Origin of the sequence: Arthrobacter sp. NPDC056691 (assembly GCF_042791415.1) — a bacterium.
Taxonomy (GTDB): domain Bacteria; phylum Actinomycetota; class Actinomycetes; order Actinomycetales; family Micrococcaceae; genus Arthrobacter.
In genome coordinates this window covers 354,735-370,988 of record NZ_JBHTXX010000001.1, presented here as the reverse complement: position 1 = coordinate 370,988, position 16,254 = coordinate 354,735, and the positions used below count along the sequence as shown (strand labels likewise).

The 16,254-nt window shown below is 65.6% G+C and carries 15 protein-coding genes; 6 read left to right on the top strand and 9 right to left on the bottom strand.

Going from position 1 to position 16,254, the window contains the following annotated elements; all coding sequences use genetic code 11:
• Position 1 precedes the first annotated feature (1 nt).
• From ACFRAU_RS01730 to ACFRAU_RS01720, 3 genes are read left to right on the top strand one after another with little or no spacing between them, the layout of a single operon-like run.
• Complete coding sequence (locus tag ACFRAU_RS01730; RefSeq protein WP_377998527.1) at positions 2-952, top strand: alpha/beta hydrolase; 951 nt, start codon at positions 2-4, stop codon at positions 950-952.
• Positions 949-1,917 carry an MBL fold metallo-hydrolase gene (locus ACFRAU_RS01725; protein WP_377998526.1) on the top strand — a complete coding sequence of 323 codons (969 nt, stop codon included), beginning with the start codon at positions 949-951 and terminating at the stop codon, positions 1,915-1,917. Before ACFRAU_RS01730 ends, ACFRAU_RS01725 begins: the two co-directional genes overlap by 4 nt.
• Positions 1,910-3,634, top strand: a complete 1,725-nt coding sequence (locus ACFRAU_RS01720) for a CocE/NonD family hydrolase (RefSeq protein WP_377998525.1) — start codon at positions 1,910-1,912, stop codon at positions 3,632-3,634. Before ACFRAU_RS01725 ends, ACFRAU_RS01720 begins: the two co-directional genes overlap by 8 nt.
• An 87-nt stretch (positions 3,635-3,721) precedes the next feature.
• Here ACFRAU_RS01720 and ACFRAU_RS01715 read toward each other — a convergent pair whose 3' ends face one another.
• The 4 genes from ACFRAU_RS01715 to chvE form a co-directional block, all read right to left on the bottom strand.
• Positions 3,722-3,931: a hypothetical protein gene (locus ACFRAU_RS01715; RefSeq protein WP_377995915.1), complete on the bottom strand. Its 210-nt coding sequence runs from the start codon at positions 3,929-3,931 to the stop codon at positions 3,722-3,724.
• Between the two features lie 69 nt (positions 3,932-4,000).
• Positions 4,001-5,332, bottom strand: coding sequence for a multiple monosaccharide ABC transporter permease (gene mmsB, locus ACFRAU_RS01710; RefSeq protein ID WP_377995914.1), 1,332 nt, complete (start codon positions 5,330-5,332; stop codon positions 4,001-4,003).
• A 5-nt stretch (positions 5,333-5,337) separates the two neighbouring features.
• A complete protein-coding gene (mmsA, locus tag ACFRAU_RS01705; RefSeq protein ID WP_377998524.1) occupies positions 5,338-6,867 on the bottom strand; it encodes a multiple monosaccharide ABC transporter ATP-binding protein in 1,530 nt (509 codons plus the stop codon).
• Positions 6,868-6,970: 103 nt separating this feature from the next.
• Positions 6,971-8,095 (bottom strand): multiple monosaccharide ABC transporter substrate-binding protein, encoded by a 1,125-nt coding sequence (gene chvE / locus ACFRAU_RS01700; protein WP_377995912.1) that lies wholly within the window; start codon positions 8,093-8,095, stop codon positions 6,971-6,973.
• Between the two features lie 347 nt (positions 8,096-8,442).
• Here chvE and ACFRAU_RS01695 point away from each other — a divergent pair, with 347 nt between their 5' ends.
• The 3 genes from ACFRAU_RS01695 to ACFRAU_RS01685 all read left to right on the top strand — a co-directional run bounded on the left by ACFRAU_RS01695 (position 8,443) and on the right by ACFRAU_RS01685 (position 10,416).
• A complete protein-coding gene (locus tag ACFRAU_RS01695; protein ID WP_377998523.1) occupies positions 8,443-9,039 on the top strand; it encodes a TetR/AcrR family transcriptional regulator in 597 nt (198 codons plus the stop codon).
• 17 nt (positions 9,040-9,056) lie between these two features.
• On the top strand, positions 9,057-9,980 hold the full coding sequence (locus ACFRAU_RS01690) for a DMT family transporter (RefSeq protein WP_377998522.1): 924 nt from the start codon (positions 9,057-9,059) through the stop codon (positions 9,978-9,980).
• Positions 9,981-10,272: 292 nt separating this feature from the next.
• On the top strand, positions 10,273-10,416 hold the full coding sequence (locus ACFRAU_RS01685; RefSeq protein ID WP_377995909.1) for a hypothetical protein: 144 nt from the start codon (positions 10,273-10,275) through the stop codon (positions 10,414-10,416).
• A gap of 167 nt (positions 10,417-10,583) precedes the next feature.
• Here ACFRAU_RS01685 and ACFRAU_RS01680 read toward each other — a convergent pair whose 3' ends face one another.
• The 5 genes from ACFRAU_RS01680 to ACFRAU_RS01660 all read right to left on the bottom strand — a co-directional run bounded on the left by ACFRAU_RS01680 (position 10,584) and on the right by ACFRAU_RS01660 (position 16,132).
• Entirely contained in the window at positions 10,584-10,778 is a 195-nt protein-coding gene (locus ACFRAU_RS01680; protein ID WP_377998521.1) for a hypothetical protein, read from the bottom strand.
• A gap of 234 nt (positions 10,779-11,012) precedes the next feature.
• On the bottom strand, positions 11,013-12,467 hold the full coding sequence (locus ACFRAU_RS01675; protein ID WP_377998520.1) for a family 43 glycosylhydrolase: 1,455 nt from the start codon (positions 12,465-12,467) through the stop codon (positions 11,013-11,015).
• An 82-nt stretch (positions 12,468-12,549) separates the two neighbouring features.
• Entirely contained in the window at positions 12,550-13,566 is a 1,017-nt protein-coding gene (gene yjfF, locus ACFRAU_RS01670; RefSeq protein ID WP_377998519.1) for a galactofuranose ABC transporter, permease protein YjfF, read from the bottom strand.
• Complete coding sequence (locus ACFRAU_RS01665) at positions 13,566-14,609, bottom strand: ABC transporter permease (RefSeq protein ID WP_377998518.1); 1,044 nt, start codon at positions 14,607-14,609, stop codon at positions 13,566-13,568. Before ACFRAU_RS01665 ends, yjfF begins: the two co-directional genes overlap by 1 nt.
• Positions 14,606-16,132: a sugar ABC transporter ATP-binding protein gene (locus ACFRAU_RS01660; protein ID WP_377998517.1), complete on the bottom strand. Its 1,527-nt coding sequence runs from the start codon at positions 16,130-16,132 to the stop codon at positions 14,606-14,608. The genes ACFRAU_RS01665 and ACFRAU_RS01660 overlap by 4 nt, the downstream gene beginning before the upstream one ends.
• Positions 16,133-16,254: the final 122 nt, after the last annotated feature.

Sequence of the window (16,254 nt, the reverse complement as noted above, 5' to 3'; positions counted from 1 at the left end):
CATGACCATCCATCCCGAAATCGCCAAAATCCTGGCTACCCTGCCGGCGCCCGACGGTTCTCCACTGGACCCCGAGGCCATGCGTGCGGGCGAAGCAGCCCAGGTTCCCCCGGCCGAACAGCGGCAGCCGCTTCACGCCGTCGTCGACGTTACTGCGGTGACGCCCACCGGCGAGATTCCGGTGCGGATCTACACCCCGACCGGCGCGGAGACGCACGGCCTGCTGGTGTACTTCCACGGCGGCGCCTTCTTCCTGGGCAGCCTGGACACCCATGATCACGTGGCGCGGGCACTGGCCAGGGAGACCGGCCACAAAGTCATCTCCGTCGGCTACCGGCTGGCTCCCGAGGCCGCCTTCCCGGCGGGTCTCGACGACTGCTATGCCGTGGTCCGCTGGGCCGCCGAACAGGGCGAAAACCTGGGCTGGGACGGTGCCGACCTCGCGATCGCAGGCGACAGCTCGGGCGGCAACTTCGTGGCCGCCGTCGCCGCGAAAGCGCAGGACGACGGGTTCAGCCGGATCACCCACCAAGTCCTGTTTTACCCGTCACTGGACCTGGATTTCGATGCGGACCGCTACGCCTCGCTGCGGGAGAACGCTGAAGGCTACGGGCTGGAGACGGCGGGCCTGGCACCTTTTAATGCCTTCTACCTCGACGGCGGCGCGGACCCGGCAGACCCCCTCGTCTCGCCCATCAAGCGCAAGGACCTCGCCGGCCTGCCGCCTGCCCTCGTCATCACCGCCGAGCACGACCCCCTCCGCGACGAAGGCGAATTGTACGGCTGCCGCCTCAAAGAGGCCGGCGTAGACGCAACCGTCAGCCGGTACAAGGGGTCCAACCACGGCTTCGTCCAGAACTTCTCATGGATCCCGGAGTTCTACCGGGCATTCGAGGAGACAGGCGAATTCCTGAACGCCAAGGCCGGGCTCGACGGGGGCACAGCGCAATGACCAAGCCAGTCGCCGTCCAGCCCATCGTTTCGCCGTGGGGACGGTTCGGCCTCTACAGCTTCTACATCGACGCCCCCGAACCCGCGATCGTGGACACGGGAATCGCGTCCTCGCCCGCCGAAGGAATGGTGCCGGCGCTGGAGGCGATCGGCCGGCGGATCGAGGATGTTCGCTGGATCCTGCTGACCCACGGACATATTGATCACATCGGCGGCGCCCATGCACTCTGGGAGCTCACCGGCCGGCGCGCGCAGGTGGTGATCCATGAAGCCGACGCACCGCTGCTGCGCTCACGCCGCGCCCACGTGGACGAATACCTCACCGGCCGGGGGCAGTATCTGAAGGAGCCCGACGGCGGCGCGAAGCTGGCCGCCGCTGCGGACGCGGTCATCTCGGGCGAGATGGAACCGGCCCTGCTCGTGAAGGGCGGCGAAACCATTTCGCTGGGCGGCGGCGTCACCGTTTCCGTCCACTCCATCCCGGGCCACACCGCCGGGTCGGTCGCCTACGTCATCGACGGCCAGGACGATGTGTTCGTCGGCGACGCCGTGCAGGTGCACGGCGCGGCGAACGGTTTCCCGGGATTCGTGGATCCGCAGGGCTACCGCGCGAGTCTTGAGTACCTGCGGGACGAGGTCCGTCCGCGGCACCTGTATCTCGGGCATCCGTACCGTGGTGCGGATGGTGAGCCGTTCGGCGTCGAACTCGACGCCGCCCAGGCGGGACGGGCGCTTCAGGAGAGTATCGACGTCGAGACCCGGGTCAGCAGCGCCGCTTGCCGCTGCCTGGAAGCCGGCCTGCAGGAGACGGAGTCGGCGTATTCGCCCTTCGCCCCGGTTGCCGGGGAGCTTGGCTACGCAGGAGACCCCGGCCTGGAGCCGTCCCCCTTCTTCACCACGCTGCATGGCTACCGAACGCTTTTCAACGCTACGACCAAGGATGAGGAGACAGTCACTCATGGATGACTTCCAGTTGCTGACCGCCGGCGGGGAGAAAATCGCCGTCCGCAAGGACCTGCGCGTCCCCATGCGCGACGGGGTCGAGCTTGCCGCGGACGCCTACCAGGGCCCCGACGACAAGCCGCGCCCGGCACTCGTTGCGCTGAGCCCTTACGGCAAGGAACTGCAGGCGCTGGCGCTCACCACCCCGCCGCAGCGCCGCCCCAGCCCGATGTGGGACGGCTGCATCGAGGCCGGTGACATCGCCCGGATCGTCAAGGAGGACTACGTCCACGTCATCGGTGACCTGCGCGGCTCCGGCCACTCCGGCGGCGAGCACATCGGCAACTACAACGCCGGCGGCGTTTCGCTGGGCCAGGACGCGTACGACTTCATCGAATGGGTTGCCGAACAGCCGTGGTGCGACGGCAACGTGGGCATGGTGGGCATCTCCTACTTCGGCTCCATGCAGGTGCTGGCCGCGGCCGAGCGCCCGCCGCACCTGAAGGCGATCTTCGTCTCCGGCGGCCACTACGACTTCTACGAGACCACCTACCATGGCGGCATCATGTGGTTCATGCCGCGCGCCGCCCGCGAGGGCCGCGGCGGCGACTCGGGCTGGGCGTTCACCGACGGCGTCAAATCCCGGATGATCGAAAAGCACTCCCCGGAGGAGCTGAAGAAGCTCGTCGACGAGCGCCTGCAGGACCCGGACGTTGCCGCCTGGCCCAACCTGGTCCACGTCCTGAACTACCCGAAGAACCACGAGGCCTGGTTCGACATCGTGATGAACGAGCTCGACGGCGACTGGTACGAGGAGCGCAACCCCATCACGCTCGCCCCGAACATCGACATCCCGGTGTGGCTGCAGATCGACCAGGGCCGCGGCTGGACCATGGACGGCACCATCGAGCTGTTCAATGAGCTGAAGGGCCCCAAGAAACTGGACATCGGCCCCTACCCGCCCATGCAGTCCCGGCCCTTCATCGAGGAACACGACAAGATGTTCCGCTGGTACGACTACTGGATCAAGGGCATCGACAACGGCGTCATGGACGAGCCCGCCGTGAGCGTCTTCGTGGAGAGTTCCCGCGAGCTGGTGACCGCGGACCGGTGGCCGCCGAAGGAGTTCGAGTACCGGAACCTGTACCTGCGCCCGCGCCACAAGCTGTCGGCTGAGCCCGAGCTGATGGGCGCGGAGCACGCCGCCCCGGACGGCTTTTACCAGGCGCCGCTGACGGTGACGGACAAGGTGGAGATCATCAGCTGGTCCACGCCTCCCTTCGAGCAGGACACGGAGATGATCGGCACCGGGGCCGCGCACATCTTCGCCGAGATCGACCAGCCGGACACCAACTTCATCCTGCGCCTGTGGGACTACGCCCCCAACGGCAGGCGGCAGCTGATCACCAGTGGCTACCTGAAGGCCTCGCACCGCGAGCTCGACGGGCGGACCACCGAAGGCAACCCGTTCCACCCCCATACGCGTTCCGTGCAGGTGGAACCGGGGCAGATCGAGGAGTACGTGCTGCGGCTCTACCCGTTTGCGAACACGTTCAGGCCGGGCCACGTGCTGACGGTGGAGCTGTCCAACGCCGAGCCGCTGGCCGACGAACACAACTCGCTGCTCCCGCCGGATGCCTTCCACCTGCCGGTGGGCCGGCCCGTCACGCACAAGATCTACCGCGATGCCGCGCACCCGTCCCGGCTCGTCCTGCCGTTCACCACGCCCAGGGTTCCGTAACCAGGGGGCCTTAAACGCTGAGCCCCTCCCCCGGGTGTGAAACCCGGGGGAGGGGCTCAGCTGCATTGCGCTCAGTAGCAGGCAGCGTCAGCGAATCACTTCACGCGTCATGCCGAACGGGACCTGGTCCGAAAGCGCGGCCGTGTAGTTTCCGGGCCGGTGGCGCGTGACCAGGATGCCGTGCGTGCCCGTGAGCATTGCCAGTTCCTGGAGGTCCTTCACGGCGGCCTCGAGATGCTCGTCGAGGGCGTGCCGGTTCGTTACGTGGATGTCGATGGAATCGAGGAGCTCGGTCATGGCGTGTCCTTTCTGCTGGCTGGGTTGCTGGCTGGGGCCGGGTGGCCAGGCCGTTGGCCAGGCAGTTTTTCAGGCGGTGCCTGAGTCGCGGCTGCCGGCTGCCACGGGTGTGGCAGATTCGGCCGGTGTTTTGGCTGATTCCGGTGCGGCGGTCTGTGCCGGTGTGTTGGTTTCGGTGGCGGGCGGGGTGGTCTTGAGCCTGAAGCGCTTGGCGATGGAGGATCCGCCGCCGGCGCGGTTTTTGTTGAAGATGTCGAACCCGACGGCGAGCAGGAGTACCAGGCCCTTGATGAGCTGCTGGTAGTCGGTGCCGAGGCCGAGGATGGACATGCCGTTGTTGAGCACGCCCATGATGAGGCCGCCGATCATGGCTCCGGCCACGGTGCCGATGCCGCCCTGGACCGCTGCTCCGCCGATGAAGGCGGCGGCGATGGAGTCGAGCTCGAAGCCGGTGCCGCCGGCGGGCTGGGCGGAGTTCAGGCGGGCCGTGAAGATCAGGCCGGCCAGGGCGGCGAGGACGCCCATGTTCACGAAGAGCCGGAACGTGACCGCCTTGGTCTTGATGCCGGAGAGTTCGGCGGCGTGCAGGTTCCCGCCGATGGCGTAGGTGTGGCGGCCAAAGATGCTGTTGTTCATCAGCGCGGAGTAGGCGATGACCAGGCCCGCCAGGACGATCAGCACGATCGGGGTGCCGCGGTAGCTGGCGAGGAGGAACGTGATGACGAGCATCAGCAGGGCGATGAACGCGGTTTTAGTGGCGAACCAGGCCATGGGTTCGTTCTCGAGGTTGAACTTCCGGCGGATGCGGCGTTCCTTGATGGACTGGAACAGGAGGGCTGCGGTGCCGCCGACGCCGAGGATGACGGTGAGCCATTCGAGCACGGAGGTGCCGCCGGAGATGTCCGGCAGGAACCCGCCGCCGAGGGCGCGGAGCTCGTCCGGGAACGGGGTGATCTGCTGGTTTTTGAGGGTGATCAGGGTCAGGCCGCGGAAGATGAGCATGCCGGCCAGGGTGACGATGAACGCGGGGATGCCGATGTAGGCGATCCAGTACCCCTGCCATGCGCCGACGAGAGCGCCGACGAGGAGGCAGGCCGGGATGGCCGCCCACCAGGCCCAGCCCCAGTGGACAATCATGACGCCGGCGACGGCGCCGATGAAGCCGGCGATGGAACCGACGGAGAGGTCGATGTGCCCGGCGATGATGACCATGACCATGCCGATGGCCAGGATCAGGATGTAGCTGTTTTGGACGACGAGGTTGGTGACGTTCTGCGGCTCCAGCAGGATTCCGTCGGTGAGGACCTGGAACAGCAGGACGATCAGGATCAGGGCGACGAAGATGCCGACCTGGCGGAGGCGGCTTGCCAGGAAGCCGAGGGATTCTCGTAGGGCGGACATGTTCGTTATTCCTTCTCTTTGGTCATGTAGTGCATAAGGGTCTCCTGGGAGGCCTCGGCGATGGGGACTTCACCGGTGACGTGGCCTGCGGACAGGGTGTAGATCCGGTCGCAGATGCCCAGGAGCTCGGGGAGTTCGGAGGAGATGACGATGACGGCTTTGCCCTGGGCGGCGAGCTCGGCGATGATCGTGTAGATCTCGAACTTGGCGCCGACGTCGATGCCGCGCGTGGGCTCGTCCAGGATCAGCACGTCGGGGTCGGAGAACATCCATTTGCTCAGGACCACTTTTTGCTGGTTGCCGCCGGAGAGTTTCCCGGTGATGGCCGCAACGGACGGGGCCTTGATGTTCATGCTTTTCCGGTAGCTGTTGGCCACCGTGGTTTCCTGGTTCGCATCCACCCAGCCGCGTTTGGCGAGCTTGGGCAGGGCTGCCATGGAGATGTTGCGCTTGATGTCCTCGATGAGGTTGAGCCCGTAGTGCTTGCGGTCCTCGGTGGCGTAGGCGATGCCGTGCCGGATGGCCTCGGGGACGGTGGAGGTGTTGATTTCCTTGCCGTGCTTGAACACCTTCCCGGAGATGGCGCGGCCGTAGGTGCGGCCGAAGACGCTCATGGCCAGTTCGGTGCGGCCGGCGCCCATAAGTCCGGCGAGTCCCACCACTTCGCCCTTGCGGACGTTGAGGCTGGCGTTGTGGACCACGGTGCGGGTGTGGTCCTGCGGGTGCTGGACCGTCCAGTCCTCGATGCGCAGGACTTCCTCGCCGATCTGCGGTTCTCGCTCGGGGTAGAGGCTGTCCAGGTCGCGGCCCACCATGCCGCGGATGATGCGCTCCTGCGTGATTTCGCCCTGGTCCACGCGCAGGGTTTCGATGGACTTGCCGTCGCGGATGATGGTGACGGCGTCGGCGACCTTGCGGATTTCGTTGAGTTTGTGGCTGATGATGATGCTGGTGACGCCCTGGCCCTTCAGGTGCAGGATCAGGTCCAGCAGATGGTCGGAGTCCTCGTCGTTCAGGGCTGCGGTGGGCTCGTCCAGGATCAGCAGCTTCACTTCCTTGGACAGTGCCTTGGCGATTTCAACGAGCTGCTGCTTGCCGACGCTGATGTGCTGGATGGGGGTGACCGGGTTTTCGCTCAGGCCAACGCGGGCGAGCAGTTTGGCCGCCTCGAGGTTGGTTTTGCGCCAGTCAACCCAGCCGCGGGAGGCCAGTTCGTTGCCCAGGAAGATGTTTTCCGCGATGGACAGGTACGGGCTCAGTGCCAGTTCCTGGTGGATGATCACGATGCCGCGCTTTTCGCTGTCGCTGATGGACGCGAAGTCGCACGGTTCGTTCTCGAAGAGGATGTCCCCCTCGAAGGTGTTGTGGGCGTACACGCCGGAGAGCACCTTCATCAGGGTGGACTTGCCTGCACCGTTTTCGCCGCAGATGGCGTGGACCTCGCCGCGGTTCACATCCAGGGTTACGTCCTGGAGGGCCTTGACGCCGGGGAAGGTCTTGGTGATCCCGCGCATCTGAAGAATGGGTACGTTCATTGGTTTTTTCCCGCTGATCTGTTCGATGAGCTGATCTGTTCGGTGGATAGTTCGGGTGGATGGGGCGGGGGTGCCTGCGGCTGCAGGCGCCCCCGCAATACTGCTACTTGATGTCGGCGTCGGTGTAGTAACCGGAGTCGATCAGTTCCTGCTTGTAGTTGTCCTTGGTGACGATCACGGACTTCAGCAGGTAGGCCGGGACCACCTTGACCTTGTTGTTGTAGGTCTTGGTGTCGTTGGTCTCGGGCTCCTGGCCCTTCAGGACCGCGTCCACCATCTTCACGGCCTGCTCGCCGAGCTTGCGGGTGTCCTTGAAGATCGTGGAGTACTGCTCGCCGGCGACGATGGACTTCACTGAGCCCTTTTCCGCGTCCTGGCCGGTCACCACCGGCAGGGCGCCCTTGGAGTAGCCGCCGGTGCTGGTCAGGGCGGAGATGATGCCGATGGACAGGCCGTCGTAAGGCGACAGCACGCCGTCGAGCTTCTTGCCCGAACCGTAGGCGGCGGTGAGGATGTCTTCCATCCGCTTCTGGGCGGTTGCGGCCTGCCAGCGGAGGATGGCGGCCTGCTCAAACTTGGTCTGGCCGCTGGGCACCTTGAGGGTGCCGGCGTCCAGGTACGGCTTCAGGGTGTCCATGGCGCCGGTCCAGAAGAAATTGGCGTTGTTGTCGTCCGGGCTGCCCGCGAAGAGCTCCACGTTGAACGGGCCCTTGCCGTCGACCTTCTTGCCGGACGCGTCCACCAGGCCCAGGCCGGTCAGCAGGGACGTGGCCTGCTGGACACCCACCTCATAGTTGTCAAAGGTGGTGTAGAAATCCACGTTCGGGGTGCCGTTGATCAGCCGGTCATAGGCGATGACCTTGACGTTCTGCTCCTTGGCCTTGGCCAGGACATCGGTCAGCGTGGTGCCGTCGATCGCCGCGATGATCAGGGACTTCGCGCCCTTGGTCAGCATGTTCTCGATCTGCGACACCTGCGTGGGGATATCGTCGTTGGCGTACTGCAGGTCCGTCTTGTAGCCAAGCTTGGCCAGGGACTCTGAGACGTTCTTCCCGTCGGCGATCCAGCGTTCCGACGTCTGAGTCGGCATGGAGATCCCCACCAGGGCCCCGGCAGCATCGGCGCTGCTGGAGCTGGACGCGGTGCCGGGACGGCTTCCGCAGCCCGTGGCCCCCACCGTAACAGCCAGGACGACGGCGACGGCGCCCAGGAGTTTCTTGATTCTCACGTTATTCTCCTTCCGTGGCCCGGTAGGACCACGAATCGGTGCTTGAGCGGACAGCGTATGTACTTTCCGCCGGCGCCGGCCACTTGTGTCCGGCGTACCGAGGCCGTCCCGCAGGGCCGGCGCCGGAGGCTGCTATCACCGGAGTGGAGACTCCGGCTTGCTCCAACATTTCTGTTAGCGCTAACAATTACGGACCATATTATCGCTGACGGTGCTGTGAAGCAAGACACAGATTGGGAACGGCGGCAGATATCTGACGGGAGCGTTTTGTGCTCATCTGAGGATTTGCACCCGGCCCCTAAGTAGGTAGACTGGTCTACCTACTTAGCTGAACCGGAGGAACCGTCGTGGCTCTACCTGAAGGCCCGTCAACAACCAGGCGGCCCGCGCGCGCATCGCTCCTCGAGGCTGCGGCCCGGCTCTTCTATTCCGACGGCGTGGCGGCCACGGGGATCGACTCCATCACCGCGGCGGCAGGGGTTGCCAAGAAGAGCCTGTACAACAACTTCGCGTCCAAGGCGGACCTGGTGGCGGCCTATCTGGCCGCCCGCCATGAGGAATGGCTCGCGCTGTACCGGGAGCGGGTTGCGGCGGCGGCTCCTCCGCAGGACCGTGTCCTGGCTGTGTTCGACGCCTACATCGACCATGCGAATTTCGCCTATGAGCACGGTTTCAGGGGGTGCGGCCTGCTCAATGCTGCCGCGGAGCTGCCGGCGGGCGCTCCCGGAAGGCAGGCCGTGCGGGAACACAAGGAAGAAGTGGAGGGTCTCCTGCTCGCGCACGTGGCGGAACTGCTGCCAGGGCGCGACGGGATGGCGGCCGGGGTGGCCCGGCATCTGGCGTTCCTGCTCGAGGGTTCCATGGCCAGGGCCGGCCTTGAAGGCGAAGACCGTTGCCTGCACGAAGCCCGGGCGATCGCTGCCCGGATGCTCGAGGCGCTGTGAAAGCGGTGTTCGGCCGGTTGAACGGACCGCTCCTGGGCGCTGTTTTTGTCGTGGCCGCCTCCACGCTGTGGGGCACCACCGGAACTGTGGCCACATTCGCGCCGTCCGTGAGCCCACTGGCAATCGGCGCGGTGGCCATGGGGGTGGGCGGACTGCTGCAGGCGCTGTACGCGTTGCAGCCGATCGCGAGCCACTGGGTCAGCCTTCGGTGCCGGTGGCTGCTGGTCTCGCTCGGGGCGGCCGCGGTGGCGGTGTACCCTCTTGCGTTCTACAGCTCCATGCACCTATCCGGCGTTGCGCTTGGAACGGTGGTCTCGATCGGCTCGGCCCCCCTGGCGTCGGCGGTCATCGAGCGGCTGGCTGACAGTAAAGAGCTGACCCGGCGCTGGATGCTCGGCGCGCTGATCGGGGTGGCGGGCGCCGGACTCCTGTGTTTTGCCGGTAACAGTGCGCAGCGGCCGGGCGCCCTTGCCGAATCCTGGGCGGTCCCGGTGGGAATCGCGCTGGGCCTCGTGGCCGGCCTGACCTACGCGCTGTACTCGTGGGCGGCCCATCGCCTGATCAGCGTAGGCGTATCGTCCCGAGCCTCCATGGGCGCGGTGTTCGGCCTGGGCGGGGTGCTCCTGATGCCGGTGCTCGCGGTGACCGGACGGCCGCTGCTTGAGTCCTGGAGCAATTTCACGGTGGGGGCCTATATGGCGCTTGTCCCGATGTTCGCGGGCTACGTCCTGTTCGGTTGGGGATTGGCGCGCGTCCGGGCGAGTACCGCAACGGGCCTGTCCCTCATGGAAACCGTTGTGGCCGCCGTGTTGGCAGTTGTTGTCGTGGGGGAGCGGCTGCCTGTGCTGGGCTGGCTCGGCGTCGCGATGGTGCTGGCGAGCCTGTTCGTCCTGGCTCCCCGCCGGGTGAGAACTGAGGCCCGTTCAACCGCAGCCCGGTAAAACCCCGGTCCCGGAGGGATGCACGCCACCACAGTGGGCGAATAGCTGGCGCGCGGAACGGCGTGCCAGCATGTTACGAGCATGTTTCCAACACATTTCCAACATGTTAACTGCAATGGCAAAATGCGCCCGCTAATTTCTCAAGGGGATTTCCGCAAATGGCTGGCCTGCACGAATCAGCCGACGTATTTTTGTTATGAGAAGGAATGCAGGTGACTGGCATCGCGGAGGCGAAGCTCGAAGCGGAACAGCCCTTACAGTTCAACGGCCAGGCTTTGTGAAAGGAACGGAAATGACACGCGAGGAAGCCTTCGCAAGATGCACCTCGGACTCGTATGTCGAGTTCTACGGCGGTCGATGGCTCGTCGTGCCGTTCGCCCAGGTGGAGCAGCCGGCGTTCTTCGTTTGCTCGCCGGAGACGCTCCGCAGGAGCTAGCCAGGAATTTCATGAGGTTATTTTCAGAGGGGTATTTATTAGGGACAATAAGGCGCCCTGCCCCTGCATTTCCGTTGATCCGGTGTATTTCCGGAAATTAGCCGGCCCCGGCCAGCCACGTCGGGAACTGCTGCAATATATTGATCCGCAGGCGCCCGATGGGACGTTCAGGCTGCCCGCTGACCTTCGAAACCTGCAATTTCGAACCCGTGTGTGGCGCTAAAGACGCCGATGCTCTCCGGTGAGCAAACGAAGAACTCCGGTTGCTCAACCGGTGCGAACGGAACGACGAGCCACCGGCCGCCGTAAAACTCGACATAGGAGTCCGGGGGGCACCGTGCGTAAGCTTCTTCCCGAGTCATGGTCTTTCCTTTCAATGAGAACGTGAACCAGATGTTGCTGGTGCTTTCTGCGTGATATCCATGATTCCGAAACCAACGGGCAGGGGTAACGCCGTTTTCTGACGGTTCTAACTACCCTTTCGAATAGGGCCCGATCGGACGCCCCGCCACCAACGTGGGCGCCCAGCCTGCCAAGCCTCAAAACAAACAGGGCCGGCGGAGAAACCGCCGGCCCTGTCCAAATGCCATGAAGGACTAGGAACGCAGGAAGAACGTGGCGGCCGGCCGCTCGTCCTTGCCCACCTTGGCCACCGCCAGGGCGCCCTGCCGAAGCACGAGGTAGGAACCCGGGATATCGACTGATTCGAAGGACGTTCCAGCGGTGTCCGAAAGGCCGCCCCGACTGAGGAAGGCCGACGACGACCCCTCCGTGGCCGCTATTGTCACCGCTGACCCCTGCAACCGGAGATAGCGGCCCTTGGCCAGGACGGGCTCGATGATCACTGAGTTCTTCTTGGCGTAGCCGGGCGCGATGCGGAACTGGGATGACCCCAGTGCGGGGGAGGCGGCGGCGGTGACGGTGACGCCGTCGTGCGCAAGGAAGCTGCCCGGGCCCGAGGCGGGCTCCAGGCGGACCGGCAGTTCGCCGTCGCCCACCGGTACGCCGAAGTTCGGCGTACCGTCCGCGTTCCAGTACAGCCGCTGGACCCGGGCGTGCCGGTTGGGGTCGTAGAGCGGGTCGCCGGTGATGCTGCGGTAGGAGCGTGCGTGGTAGACGAGCACGTCGTTGCCGGCCTCGTCAACGGTGAACGAATTGTGGCCGGGCCCGTACTGCTTCGAGCCCTCGTTGGTGGTGAAGACAGGGGTCGGCGTTTTGGTCCACGAGGCCGCATTGAGCAGGTCGGCAGCTGCGTCTGCGGTGAGCAGACCCATGCAGTAGTTGGCGTCGGTGGCACTGGCGGAGAAGGTCACAAAGATGCGGCCGTTCCGCTTGATCACTGCGGCGCCTTCGTTCACCTTGTAGCCCCTGGTCTCCCAGTCCAGGGTCGGAACGGCAATGCGGACCGGCGTGCTGGAGAGCGTGGACGGTGACGACATGGAAGCGATGTACAGGCTGGAGTTCACGCCCGTGTCGCTCTGCGCCCACAGCAAGTAGCGCGTGCCCTGGTGCTCGAACGTGGTCGCATCAAGGGAAAAAGTGTCGGCATGCGTGTAGACCCGGGCTGGCGGTCCCCAGACGGCGGTGGCGGGATCGGCGTCGTCGGTGGAAATCACGTAGATCCGCACCCGGAAGACGTCGCTGCTGTCGCCCGCGGCGAAGTAGATGTGCCACTGGCCGTCGAAGTGGTGCAGTTCCGGTGCCCAGATGTGGCCACCCATGGTTCCGGAGGCGGGCCGCGTCCAGACCACAGCTTCCGAGGCAGTACCCAACCCGGAGATGGTGGGGGAGGAGCGCACGATGATGCGGTTGTACTCGGGCACGGAACCGGTGAAGTAGTACTTGCCGTCCGTGTGCTTCATCAGCCACGGGTCCGCCCGCTGCGGCACCACCGGGTTGATCAGCGGAGCAGGACCGACGGCGGCGGCAGCGGCGGGCGCCGCCACCAGGGCCCCGCCTCCGGCGCCCGCGACGGCGAAGGCTGCGGCTGCGGCGGTTCCGGTGCCAAGGAAGGACCGGCGGGAGAACCGGCGGTTGAGGGAATCATTCATGCTGAAAAGTCCTTTCGACGTGCGGGAGACGTGCGGGAGACGTGCGTGAGGTGACGTGCGGGAAGTGCGGGACGGGTAAAAGTCAGCTTGTTTTCCGGGCGAAGAGCCGCTGGAGCAGGATGAAGACGAGCAGCAGGCCGCCGATGACGATCTTGGTCCACCAGGAGCTGAGGGTGCCGTCGTAGGCGATGAAGGTCTGGACGATACCGAGCACCAGCACGCCGACGACGGATCCCAGGACGTAGCCGGTGCCGCCGGTCAGCAGGGTGCCGCCGATGACCACCGCCGCGATGGCGTCCAGTTCCATGCCCTGGGCTGCGAGGCTGTAGCCGGAGAGGCTGTAGAAGGAGAACAGGATGCCGGCGACGGCGGAGCAGAGGCCGCTGAGGGAGTAGACCAGGATCTTGGTGCGCTTAACGGGCAGGCCCATCAGCATGGCGGAGTGTTCGTTGCCGCCGATGGCGTAGACGGTCCGGCCGAAGCGGGTGTGGTGCAGGATGAAGAAGGCGATGGCCACGATGGCGAGGGCCAGGATGACGCCGGGGGAGACGAAGAGGTCGCCGGGGAGCGGGATCTGCGCCTGTGCCATGCCGGTGAAGAACCCCTCGGTGACGGGGATCGAGTCGAGGCTGATGACGTAGCAGAGGCCGCGGGCCAGGAACATGCCGGCCAGGGTCACGATGAACGGCTGAATGTCGAAGTACTGGATGATCAGGCCCATCAGCAGCCCGAGCCCGCCGCCGATGATGAGCACCAGGACGATGACGGCCCCTGCGTTCCAGCCCTGTTGCAGGAGCGTGGCGCTCACCATCATGGACAGTGCGACGACGGCCCCGACGGACAGGTCGATCCCGCCGGTGAGGATCACGAACGTCATCCCGACGGCGAGGACGATGAGGAAGGTGTTGTCGATGAAGAGGTTCAGGAAGACCTGGCCGGAGAGGAAGCTCGGGTACATCCCGGCGCCCACGGCGAACATGGCGATGAACAGGCCCACCGTGGCCAGGGTCGGCGCGTAGCGGGCACCGCCGCGCAGGCGGCCGCGCGCCGGCGACGGCTTCTTGAGGGGCAGGGGCGTGAGCGTGGACAGCGGGGACATTAGACGGCCACCTTTTCCTTTGCGGCTTCTTTTGCGGCGGGCTTGGGTGCTGCCTTGAGGCTGCTGAGCAGGTTCCGTGCCTTGGGCGCCTGCAGGAGGCAAACGGTGATGACCACGAGCGCCTTGAACACCAGGGTCACCTCCGGCGGGATCCCCAGGGTGTAGACGGTGGTGGTCAGTGTCTGGATGATGAAGGCCCCGACGACGGTTCCCACCAGGGTGTACCGGCCCCCTGCCAGTGAGGTGCCGCCGATGACCACGGCCAGGATGGCGTCCATTTCGATGTACAGCCCGGCGTTGTTGGCGTCGGCCGCCGTGACGTTCGAGCTGATCATCAGGCCGGCAATCGCGGCGCAAACGGCGCTGAAGACGTAGACGATCCAGATTATGTTCCGCGACCGGAGTCCGGCCAGGCGGCTGGCGACGGGGTTGATGCCCACCGCCTCGATCAGCGTTCCCAGCGCGGTGCGGCGGGTGAGGACGGCGGCCAGGACGAAGACGGCGGCGGTGATCAGGATGGAGATCGGCAGGGTGAACAGGTAGCCGGCGCCGATGGATTTGTAGTGGTCATTGGACACCGAGATGATCTGGCCGCCGGTGATGAGCTGGGCGATGCCGCGGCCGGCCGTCATGAGCACCAGGGTGGCGATGATCGGCTGCACGCCGATGGTGGAGACCAGGAAGCCGTTCCAGACGCCCAGGGCAAGGCCGGCGACGACGGCGATAAGTACCGCCATGGCCGCCGTCACCGGGGACCCGGGGTCGGGGGACGCGGCGATGTAGGCGCACGAGGCGGCGCCGGCGATCGCCACCACTGCGCCGACCGAGAGGTCGATGCCGCGGGTGGCGATGACGAGGGTCATGCCGAGTGCGATGAGGATGGTGGGGGCGCCGTTGCGCATGATGTCGATGAGGCTGCCGTAGAGGTGGCCGTCCTGCATCCGCAGGCCCAGGAAGTCTGGCCGGAAGATCTGGTTGAGCAGCAGCAGCGCTGCCAGGGCGATCACCGGCCACGCAAGGCGGTGTTTCAGAAGGGATTTCACTGGTTACCTCCGGCGATGACCGTCATGACGTCTTCCACGGAGACGCCGTCGTTGTTGAGTTCGGCGACCATCGCCCTGTCCTTGATGACGGCGATGCGGTCGCTCACGCGCAGGACTTCCTCGAGCTCGGAGGAAATGAAGAGGATGGACATGCCGTCTGCCGCGAGCTGGCTGACGAGTTTCTGGATCTGGGTCTTGGCTCCGATGTCGATCCCGCGGGTGGGCTCGTCAAGAATCAGGAGTTCGGGACGGGTGACCAGCCAGCGGGCCAGGAGCACCTTTTGCTGGTTGCCGCCGCTGAGGTTCCGGATGAGCGCGTCGGGGTTGGCCGGGCGGATGTCGAGGGCCTTGATGTACTCGGCCACGAGCTCGTCCTGGACCTTGCGGGGGATGCGGCGTGCCCAGCCCTTGCTGGCCTGCATGGCCAGGACCAAGTTGTCGCGGACGGTGAGGTCGCCAATGAGGCCCTCCTCCTTACGGTCCTCCGAGCAGAATCCGATCCGCTTGTCGATGGCGGTGCGCGGGGAGCGGATTTTCTGGCCCGCGCCCTTGATTTTGATGGAGCCTTCGTCGGCCTTGTCGGCGCCGAAGAAGAGCCGGGCAATTTCGGTCCGGCCGGCGCCGAGGAGGCCCGCCAGGCCGACGACCTCGCCGGGATGGATGGCCAGGTCCACGTTGGACACCGACCCCTTCCTGCCGAGCCCTTTGGCTTCGATGAACGGGGTCACGCCGGCGCCGGTCCTGGCGGGCGTACGGGCGTGGGCCTGGTCCAGTTCGGCGAGGGCTTCCATGTCCTTGCCGATCATCTTGGAGATGAGGCTCATCCGGGAGAGGTCCCGGGTCAGGTACTCGCCCACGAGCTTGCCGTTGCGCAGGACCGTCATGCGGTCGGAGATCTCGTAGACCTGTTCCAGGAAGTGGGACACGAACAGGATGGCAACGCCCCGGTCGCGGAGGTCCCTGATGACGCGGAAGAGCTGGCTGACCTCGTCAGCGTCCAGGCTTGAGGTCGGTTCGTCCAGGATCAGGACCTTGGCGTTGATCTCCACCGAGCGGGCGATGGCGATCAGCTGCTGGACCGCGATGGAGTGCGTGGACAGCAGCGAGCCAGGATCGATGTGGTCCAGCTGCAGCTCGGCCAGCACCTCGCGCGTCCTGGTCCGCACGCCCTTCCAGTCGATGGATCCGCGTCGGCGCGGCTCGCGGCCCAGCAGGACGTTTTCCTCAACGGTGAGGTTGGGGCAGAGGTTGACTTCCTGGTAGACCGTGCTGATGCCTGCCGCCTGGGACTCCCCGGGGGATGAGAACCGCTTCGGCTCGCCCAGCACCGTGATGGCGCCGGCGTCGATGGTGTACACGCCGGTCAGGGCCTTGATCAGCGTTGACTTGCCGGCACCGTTCTCGCCCATCAGGGCGTGGACCTCACCCTGGAAGAGCCGGAAGTCGACGCCGTCGAGCGCCTTAACCCCTGGGAATCCAATAGCTATGCCGGTCATCTCGACGACCGGAACGATTTCGTTCATCCTCGTGTCTTTCCTGTGATTGGTGTGCCGTGGGGCGGCGGGGAACCCCCCCCCCCCGGGCGGTCAGGGGGGCCCCCGCCCCGTAAGGGCGGCGGGGAACCAACAGCGAGGGCGGCGGAAAC

Bases quoted from the DNA above. Each gene is read 5' to 3' on its own strand.
- ACFRAU_RS01720 (WP_377998525.1), top strand. From the start codon at position 1,910: ATGGATGACTTCCAGTTGCTGACCGCCGGCGGGGAGAAAATCGCCGTC.
- yjfF (WP_377998519.1), bottom strand. From the start codon at position 13,566: ATGTCCCCGCTGTCCACGCTCACGCCCCTGCCCCTCAAGAAGCCGTCG.
- mmsA (WP_377998524.1), bottom strand. From the start codon at position 6,867: ATGAACGTACCCATTCTTCAGATGCGCGGGATCACCAAGACCTTCCCC.
- ACFRAU_RS01685 (WP_377995909.1), top strand. From the start codon at position 10,273: ATGACACGCGAGGAAGCCTTCGCAAGATGCACCTCGGACTCGTATGTC.
- ACFRAU_RS01660 (WP_377998517.1), bottom strand. From the start codon at position 16,132: ATGAACGAAATCGTTCCGGTCGTCGAGATGACCGGCATAGCTATTGGA.
- ACFRAU_RS01675 (WP_377998520.1), bottom strand. From the start codon at position 12,467: ATGAATGATTCCCTCAACCGCCGGTTCTCCCGCCGGTCCTTCCTTGGC.
- mmsB (WP_377995914.1), bottom strand. From the start codon at position 5,332: ATGTCCGCCCTACGAGAATCCCTCGGCTTCCTGGCAAGCCGCCTCCGC.
- ACFRAU_RS01730 (WP_377998527.1), top strand. From the start codon at position 2: ATGACCATCCATCCCGAAATCGCCAAAATCCTGGCTACCCTGCCGGCG.
- ACFRAU_RS01725 (WP_377998526.1), top strand. From the start codon at position 949: ATGACCAAGCCAGTCGCCGTCCAGCCCATCGTTTCGCCGTGGGGACGG.
- ACFRAU_RS01715 (WP_377995915.1), bottom strand. From the start codon at position 3,931: ATGACCGAGCTCCTCGATTCCATCGACATCCACGTAACGAACCGGCAC.
- ACFRAU_RS01680 (WP_377998521.1), bottom strand. From the start codon at position 10,778: ATGACTCGGGAAGAAGCTTACGCACGGTGCCCCCCGGACTCCTATGTC.